We start from the raw sequence: 7,876 nt of genomic DNA, 5'->3' as shown, positions 1-7,876 counted from the left end.
TTTCGCACACGGACCAGTCAACAGAACGTGCTCTACGGCACGTGAAATCCGTCGGTCTCTTGCGCCCCATATCTTGTTTCACGCTCTCTTAGGATAGCAGCGTTTCCATCAAGTCAACAGAGCCGCCTCGCCCTATTGTGACTCTACTGAGCTAAACTGGAGGAACCGTCGGATGATCTATGGGGTCAATATAACATCGTTGAGCCGCGTAGTCACTAGCAATGGCTTCGGTCAGCGAGTCAATCTGGATCGATTCCCCAGTCGAAACGGCTTTTGAATACCTCGACGATCCGTACAACCACGCCGAAGTAACCCCTAGCGTGACGAACGTCCACAACGTCGACCGACTCGATAACGGTGGCAAGCGGTTGGACTGCACATACACGATGGCGGGGATCGGCTTACAGACGGAACTCGAACAGACGGTCCACGAACCGAACCGGCGGATGGTCTTCGATATGCGCAGTGGCATCGACGGTGAGCTGGAACTCCAGTTTATCGAGGCAAACGGCGGTACTAAGGTGACATACAGCGCCGAATACGAGATTCCCGGCCGCGTTCTGAGTAAGGTGGTCCAACCCTTTGCCGTCAAATACAACGAACGGGAGCTTCGAACCGCCTTAGAGAATCTGAAACAGCGATTGGAACTCGAAGGTGAGAGTGAGGAGTAGCCGAGAGGGGCGTTGTTTCTGCACTCATTGCGTTCGGGTTCCCAACGAACGCTCTCACCCAAGGGTTTACGCGACTGGCGATGTTCGCCGCCACGTTAATATCTGTTTGGAACTCTGATACGTGGCAGTCATCGTGTGAACACACGAACTCCGCTTGTCGATCTCGCCGACCGAGACGACCACAGGCATGACCGGTTTGGGAAGTATACGCCGCGTTGACGTACTCTACTCAATAAATACACGACACGGTTGGTTACCAAAGCCCACGACGACAGTCAGCTGACGGAAGCGTTTCTGCGTGTCTTCCGGTTAGAACAGCCAGCAACATCCCTGTTGTCTCCGCGCATTCTCTGGCGGACGCTCAGACCGAGTTGACAGTGAGTGCAGTCGGAAACGGCGATGGGTGTTCCTCACTCATCGGCACGCTGGTATGGGCCCTGTTCGAGTGCCCGATCGTGAACATCAACGTCGAAGGAAACCTCGGTTAGTGTCGGATCGTGGTTTTTGACTACGGTGATGATGCGTTCAATCGCCTGAGTGACTGCGATCGCCTCGACAGCAGGGATATCGAGATCATCTGCAACACCACGACGGGTAGTTTCGCCTTTCAAATACTCGATTGTCGCCATAACCACGGGAGCGAGGGCCGCCTTGCCGTGTCGGTCGACAAAGAGTTCCAGATCGTCGTCGACACTCGTTGCCCCATAGACCGCAATGAGAACGGGACCGAGTTCGATGGTCGTTTTATCCGTCCAGTTACCGCTTGTTGGTTCAGCACGCCATTGTGTCAATCCGTTTTCGTACGTATCCAGTTCTGTTGCGATGCCTAGCTCTGCCAGTGTGTTAGCGTATTTGTAGGCTGTACTCTTCGAGAACCCTTGTCGATCACGAGCTGCAACGACGGTCGTTGGCGAGTTGATCAGCAGATCAGTGTAAAACCGTGCGAGTTCGGGGTACGATTGAACACTGGATCGACGAGCTCGTCGACCACGTTGATGATGCCCAAGAAAACGATGAGTTCCAGGAGTGGCTCGATGTCTAGAGTCGCTTCCACGAGTACTCGCATCGAAATACACTGTTGATCAAGCTCCAGTGTCCCGAGGCAACGAGGGTTGCCGGCTACCACACCTGGCGAAACGACTTTGACCGGCACGTCCAGAAGGGCGAACAGACCCGTAGCTTAGCGTATCCCCACGCCTTTGGCGATGATTTTGATGCTGTAGACAATATATGGTCTCGATACGGCGACGAATCCTTTCTCTCCAGAACAACAGCGGTTGGATTGATATCTGTTATTAGTTCAGTTGAAACGTGGAATCAGGAACTGAATAATAGTTATTGTACGGACAGTAGTATAATCCGACATTCACTCAGGCTGAAGCTATATACACATCTTGGTTGAACAAATAGCCATTATTATGATAGTAGCGAGATACAGTAATCAAAAATACACTACTCTTGAGCAGATTTGTTCACTGGTGTTCCACTGCCGTATCCCGTATATAATGAGATTTCAGAAGATATTAACGTAAATCGGCGCTCAGAAAAAGTCTCAATTAATCCCTGCTTAAATCATATAACCACAGGCTATTTGTGCTAATATTTGTATTTAAGAATAAAAAAAGGCGAATAATCCGTAATAGTTAATTTGTATGAGAAATAATATTAACTATTATTTTAAAATTAGAATATAGTTGGACACATGATATATAAATTTTCGATCTATAATTGAAGGCTGTCATTCAGGGATACACTATAAAATAGACATAAGCTGAACTTATACTGGTGAAAAACGCGGATACGAACTGTCGACTGCCTGGGCATCCTCTTCGAGCAGTGCGACAACGAGGTAGTCGGCGTAGTCCGCAAAGTAGTCCACAAGCCGTGAAATTCGGCCAGCATCTATCGCTTCAAGCGAGTCAAGGATCATGAATGGTACCGTCTCGTAGACCTTGTGAATAAGGTATCCTGCGAGCGCAAACACGAGACCCGTCACCTCACGCTCCGACTCCGAAAGGTGGGCAACAGAATCTTCGTAGCTCACACCTTCATTATTCGTTCGAATCACGTGATGTTCGAAGACCGACTTGGTGACCTTCTTGCGACCCTCACGAACGCGTTTTTCCGTCCGTTCGATCCAGATTCGATCGAGATTGTCGTAGTTGAGGACGTCGAGGACCTCGTCCATGTGTGTATTGAACTCTTCGACAGCCTCCGATTCGAGTCGCCTAATTCGTGTACGTAGTTCTTCTAGCTCATCATCGATTTCGTCATGGGTGGCTTCTAGCTCATCGCGTTCGTCAAGCTTCGCTTCGATGGAAGCGATCTCATCTTCGACGTCTTCAAGATCGGAGCGTAGTCGTCCGAGATCGTACTCGATCTGGTTGGCTTCACGGTGGAGTTCGAGCAACTCACCGTGTTCCTCGCTCTCCAACTCGTCGACGGTCATTTCGAGCGATTCGACATCGTTTTCGAGGCTGTTTCGACGGGATTTCAGCTCCTCGATCTGCTCGGTACGGCTCTCCCGTTCTCCTTCGATTTCTGAGAGTCGGCGCTCGATGCGGTCGAGCTCACGCTGACGTTGCTCATACGTTGACTTCTCGTCTTGCAGTTCGGAAATCTTCTGCTTGAATGAACGACTCTTGTCCAGTTTCTCCTCACGGAGCGTTCGAAGCCGATCCAGGGTGGATTCGATCTCGTCTGTGTTAACTTCCGACCCACACGTCCAACAGACGACTTGTTCATCAGCGAGAAGTTGATCAGTGACACTGTCACTGTCACTCGATTCTGGCCCGCGAAGTGCCTCCACAACGTCGGAGGACGTCCCAGAGAGCATCTCTTCGTTGAACTGGATCACCGACCGCAGTTCGTTAATAGTCACCTGGGTTTCCTGCCGGCGACTCTGAAGTCGGCTGATTTCAGATTCGAACTCGTTCACTCGGTTCTCAGCGACATCCGGGAGCTCATCAGCGTTCTCGTCTGACTCTTCCTGTTCGGACTCCAGTGCCTCCAGGCTCTGTTTTTCAGTCCGAATTCGGCGGTCGACATCGTTGATCTCGCGTCGCTTCTCTCGAAGCTCATCGAGTTTCGACTCGAGTTCACTTTCTGTCTCTTGCTGTTCGCTTACACTCGTATCATACTCCTCTACTTCCTGTTCTTTCTCGGTGAGTTCTCTTTCCTTCTCATCGATCTGATCGTGGAGTTTGTTACGGCGCTGTTCAAGCATTGGCCGTTTCTCCGAGAGCGTACCGAGGGTCGATAGTTCGTCGGAAATCTCTCGCTTTTGCTGTTGGAGATCCGTGATTTCTTCGTTGATCGACTCAACGTCGACCGGTCGCATAATGAGATCTCGGAGGTCTTCCTCGTTTGCGACTGCGCGTCGAGCATCATTCGTTTCAAGCAAGAACGCAAAGAGGTCTGCAAGTTCTGTGTCACCCAGAACCGGGTCTCCACCAGTGATTACAGCGTTCCCCTGGCGCTCAAACGTTCGGGTATACGTTTCGTCACCGATAGTGAGTTCGACGAATCCTTCATCTGCGTCTCCTTTCAGTGCCACATCATCGCTTCCGTGAGCGGCCATTATTGACCGTAGGAGTGAAGTCCTATTCGTTGCATTGCGCCCGGCGAGGACCGTCACACCTTGTTCAAACGATGCCGAGAGTTCGTCGATGCCACCGATGTTTTCTACCGAAAGGTGAATAGTAGATTCGGTTATCTGTTCTGAACTCATAGCCGATTATAGCAATCACTATAATATAAAACCACAGGAGTACCCGTAATTAGCAGTGCAAAATATCTCGTGTAACGTACTTATTCAGAATCTGTTTCAGTATCACAGTCACACCCACCTCGCTCAAGCAACTGAATAACTTCGTACTGAGTTCCACAGTCTCTACAGTATACCTGGGTATCAACGAGTACGTCGAAATCACCGAGTCGAAGTTTCTGTGTGCTTCGTAGAGACGTAAGACTTCTCTCAATCACGGCTACCAACCGACCACGAAGCTTCTGAACGGATTGGATCACGCTGTCGACACGGTTGGTTGATTTTGCTTCCTTTGACACATCTCGAATATCCGTGAGATACGTGTACACCGCTTGATGAGAGACAAAATCCGAGAGTAGTTGATCCACATCCACCCCCTTCGATTCGAGCGTATTTTTTGCTTGAACTCGCATCCCTTCTGTGGTCTCGTCGTCTGTTAATATTGTATACATATTTTCCACCTCGCCCTGCAAAAATTCAGCGTTAGACTCTCGTAAGGCTGCGCTGATAACCTTCTGATTCATAAGATCAGCGAGAGTTCTGAGACTATCACCATCTTCGGGAGCTGTCCATCGCCTCGCGAGTTCTTCACCGAAGTTTTCGAGATCGTACGTTTCGATTACTCTCTCCACTTTACTCTGCCGTCGGTTTTCGTCCTGCTTGGTGGTCATTACTGAAAGTTCGTACAGGAGAGTCAAATATGTTCAGGTCGGCATCTTTAATTAACTATTTCTTCGTTTTATTGACTCATATACAGAAAATCAGGCACTATAGTTTAAGTTCATATCGCATAATGGTGTCAATGTGTGTTATATTTCCAAATATGTAAATTAATTTCATTCATAAAATCGGTGCCGATGATCATGGTGACGTTAAAATTTTCTGAACACAGCGTAGTCAGTTGTGTTCGCATCTGATTTGCCGGAATCATCCGAGATAGGGCAGCATCATCCCGAGACCTCCCGATAGATATCACATTAGAAATTACAATACTAGTACTGTAATTTGACTCTACAGTGTATACCCGTAGAAATCACGAACGCCACTGCATATAGATTACAATACTAAGCTTGTAACGTTTAGCTCACTTTTACGAAAACGAGTATTCGAGTTCGAACTCGTTTGCGACCCCGAGAGCGATGTTCGGTAACTCCTCTTCGAACCACTCGCTGCTCATCCTGTTTGCTGGGCTTGCGACGCTGAACGCACCGATTACACGATTCTGGGGGCCAGTCACAGGGACGCCAACCGCCTTTACGCCATTGAGTTGCTCTTCACGATTGAACGAGTAGCCTCGCTCTCTGATCGATTCGATCTCGTCGTAGAGTTGGGTCGGATCGCTGATCGTGTTCTCAGTTTTTTGTGGGAGTCCCCACTGTTCGATAATTTGTTCGACGGATGATTCGGGGAGCCCAGACAGCAACGCCTTTCCTGACGCAGTTTGATGGAGATAGAACCGTTTCCCGATGGTCGAATACTGCCAAACAGCATGTTTTCCGGAGTACGTGTGGAGATAGACACCTCGTCCGTTCTCTTCGACGACGAAGACGGCACGACACTCTGTCTCCGCTGCGAGCTGTTCCGTGTACGATTTTGCAATCTCATATGCTTCCCTGCGGGTGCGAACGTAGTCACCGAGTTCTAGGAAGTGAAGACCGAGCAGGTATACGTCCCCTTCCTTGACGACGTACTCCTCTTCAAGTAAAGTCGAGAGATGGCTGTGTACGGTACTCGGTGCTTTACCCAGGTCATCTGCCAACTCTGTTACTCGAGCACCATCTAACGTCCGTAGACGCTCGATGATTTCGAGCGTCGTTTTCGTCGATTTCAGCGTCCGGCCACCGTTTTTGGTCATGCTAAAGAGTATCACGTATGGTATATATAATTCACTATTGTCGAATTGTAGCTGGTGTTCGTATGTTATTCTCGTCGCTGATGTGCTATGCGACACCAATACAGTCTTTCTTTTATATGCTGATGTGTTCCAGTCGACGATTAGTACTTAAAATTCGTGATTGGTGAATGGACTGTGTTCAACGATCAGCTAAAATTCGACATGCGATACTCGCTATTTTGTTGTATTTTTGAGTACATAGACATTCATATGGGTGTTTTTGTGTTCTCTGATAGTAATATTGTAAAATCAACAACCCGTGTTAACGGACTGGGGATAATCTCGGAAGAGTCGAAAGGGAGTCACATTCACCAAAAATCAAAGAATTTCGTGACAGATATGCTCGATCGAGGTCCTGTGCCAGTCGATATTCGGGAATGTATCGTTACTATTCGATAATGACGAATAGACTCGTTGCCTTCTTTGGCCCACCTACGGGCCGAAACCTGCTGAAAAATCGGCCACTTCGGTTACAAGCCGAGGATATCTCGGGTCTCTGCTGCCGTTGCGATCGGGCGTTCCATCTCTCCTGCGATTCGCGCCGACCGTCGGACGAGTTGGGCGTTGCTCTCTGCAAGCTCCCCCTTCCGATAGTAGATGTTGTCTTCCATCCCAACGCGGACGTGTCCGCCAAGTGCGATGGCGGTTGTCGTTAGTGGGAGTTGGTGACGGCCCAGTGCAAGCGCCTGCCATTCGCTTTCAGCTGGGAGGTTGTCAGCGAAGTTGATGACGTTTCTCGGGTGAGCAGGCATCCCGTTTTGCATCCCGAAGATAGTCGTACACCAGTATGGTGGTTCGAGAAGGTCCTTTTCGATCAGGTGCTCCATCTCGGGGATATGCCCAGGATTGAATAGTTCGAGTTCTGGTTTCACGCCCGCCTCAAGCATCGTCGCTGTGTATTCTTCGTTCTGTTCTCGCGTATTCACAGCCGTCCGTGTCTGGCCGAAGTTGATTGGCCCAAGGTCGACCGTCGCCATCTCCGGGCGAGGCTCCGTCTCCAAAACCGGTGCAATTCGTTCCTCACGGGACCAGATGCCGCCACCCCCGGTAGTGAAGTTCACGATGATATCGTCGCAGTACTCGTCGATGGCGTCGCGAATCTCCTGAAACCGCGCAACTGATTTGGTTCCTTCACCGTTATCGTCACGAGCATGGATGTGGACGATGGATGCACCGGCTTCTTCACACGCTTTGAGGTCACGGGCTATCTCGTCGGGTTGCTCGGGAAGGTTCGGATTCGCCTCCTTTCCGTGGTGACCCCCAGTCAACGCGACACTAATTATCAATTTTTTGTTAAAATGATCGCTATATCCTTCGTAGGGCATTGTGGCTGTGAATTTCGCTAACGAGTATTTATAATTTTTGTTCATGTCGGAGTACGACTGTAAGAATCGCTTGCTCTGTGAATTCCGTTACTACACAGCCTGTCCAAGAAACACCGACAGAAACGTCAGATTCTGTAGCTCTTGAGCGTTCATCACGGCAAATTTATCTAGCTGAAAACACTATACTGCGTAAGGATTTACTCGTGACGTTTAATTTTAT

6 protein-coding genes and 2 pseudogenes are annotated in these 7,876 nt (G+C 49.4%); 2 read left to right on the top strand and 6 right to left on the bottom strand.

Going from position 1 to position 7,876, the window contains the following annotated elements; translation table 11 throughout:
- Nucleotides 1-221 precede the first annotated feature (221 nt).
- Nucleotides 222-671 (top strand): SRPBCC family protein, encoded by a 450-nt coding sequence (locus tag O2S87_RS17325; RefSeq protein WP_475410004.1) that lies wholly within the window; start codon nt 222-224, stop codon nt 669-671.
- 23 nt (nt 672-694) lie between these two features.
- Here the strand turns inward: O2S87_RS17325 and O2S87_RS17320 are convergent.
- Nucleotides 695-900: pseudogene (locus O2S87_RS17320) on the bottom strand (zinc ribbon domain-containing protein); the annotation flags it as partial.
- Between the two features lie 181 nt (nt 901-1,081).
- Nucleotides 1,082-1,462 (bottom strand): DUF7437 domain-containing protein, encoded by a 381-nt coding sequence (locus O2S87_RS17315; protein ID WP_475410003.1) that lies wholly within the window; start codon nt 1,460-1,462, stop codon nt 1,082-1,084.
- 149 nt (nt 1,463-1,611) lie between these two features.
- Here O2S87_RS17315 and O2S87_RS17310 point away from each other — a divergent pair.
- A pseudogene (locus O2S87_RS17310) lies at nt 1,612-2,073 on the top strand (ArdC-like ssDNA-binding domain-containing protein).
- 375 nt (nt 2,074-2,448) lie between these two features.
- On the opposite strand, the gene O2S87_RS17305 reads toward O2S87_RS17310, so the two are convergent.
- The 4 genes from O2S87_RS17305 to O2S87_RS17290 form a co-directional block, all read right to left on the bottom strand.
- Nucleotides 2,449-4,401 (bottom strand): archaea-specific SMC-related protein, encoded by a 1,953-nt coding sequence (locus O2S87_RS17305; protein ID WP_475410002.1) that lies wholly within the window; start codon nt 4,399-4,401, stop codon nt 2,449-2,451.
- Between the two features lie 80 nt (nt 4,402-4,481).
- Entirely contained in the window at nt 4,482-5,108 is a 627-nt protein-coding gene (gene rdfA, locus O2S87_RS17300; protein WP_475410001.1) for a rod-determining factor RdfA, read from the bottom strand.
- 419 nt (nt 5,109-5,527) lie between these two features.
- Complete coding sequence (locus O2S87_RS17295) at nt 5,528-6,292, bottom strand: IclR family transcriptional regulator (RefSeq protein ID WP_475410000.1); 765 nt, start codon at nt 6,290-6,292, stop codon at nt 5,528-5,530.
- 509 nt (nt 6,293-6,801) lie between these two features.
- Nucleotides 6,802-7,656, bottom strand: coding sequence for a beta-keto acid cleavage family enzyme (locus O2S87_RS17290; RefSeq protein WP_475409999.1), 855 nt, complete (start codon nt 7,654-7,656; stop codon nt 6,802-6,804).
- Between the last annotated feature and the right edge of the window lie 220 nt (nt 7,657-7,876).

Source organism: Halohasta sp. A2 (assembly GCF_056175805.1).
The sequence above is the reverse complement of the archived record's forward strand: the minus strand, read 5'-3'. Positions and strand labels throughout refer to the sequence as shown.

What these genes read in the sequence shown, in the direction of transcription:
- O2S87_RS17325 (WP_475410004.1), top strand. Translation starts at nt 222, where the DNA reads ATGGCTTCGGTCAGCGAGTCAATCTGGATCGATTCCCCAGTCGAAACG.
- O2S87_RS17305 (WP_475410002.1), bottom strand. Translation starts at nt 4,401, where the DNA reads ATGAGTTCAGAACAGATAACCGAATCTACTATTCACCTTTCGGTAGAA.
- rdfA (WP_475410001.1), bottom strand. Translation starts at nt 5,108, where the DNA reads ATGACCACCAAGCAGGACGAAAACCGACGGCAGAGTAAAGTGGAGAGA.
- O2S87_RS17295 (WP_475410000.1), bottom strand. Translation starts at nt 6,292, where the DNA reads ATGACCAAAAACGGTGGCCGGACGCTGAAATCGACGAAAACGACGCTC.
- O2S87_RS17290 (WP_475409999.1), bottom strand. Translation starts at nt 7,656, where the DNA reads ATGCCCTACGAAGGATATAGCGATCATTTTAACAAAAAATTGATAATT.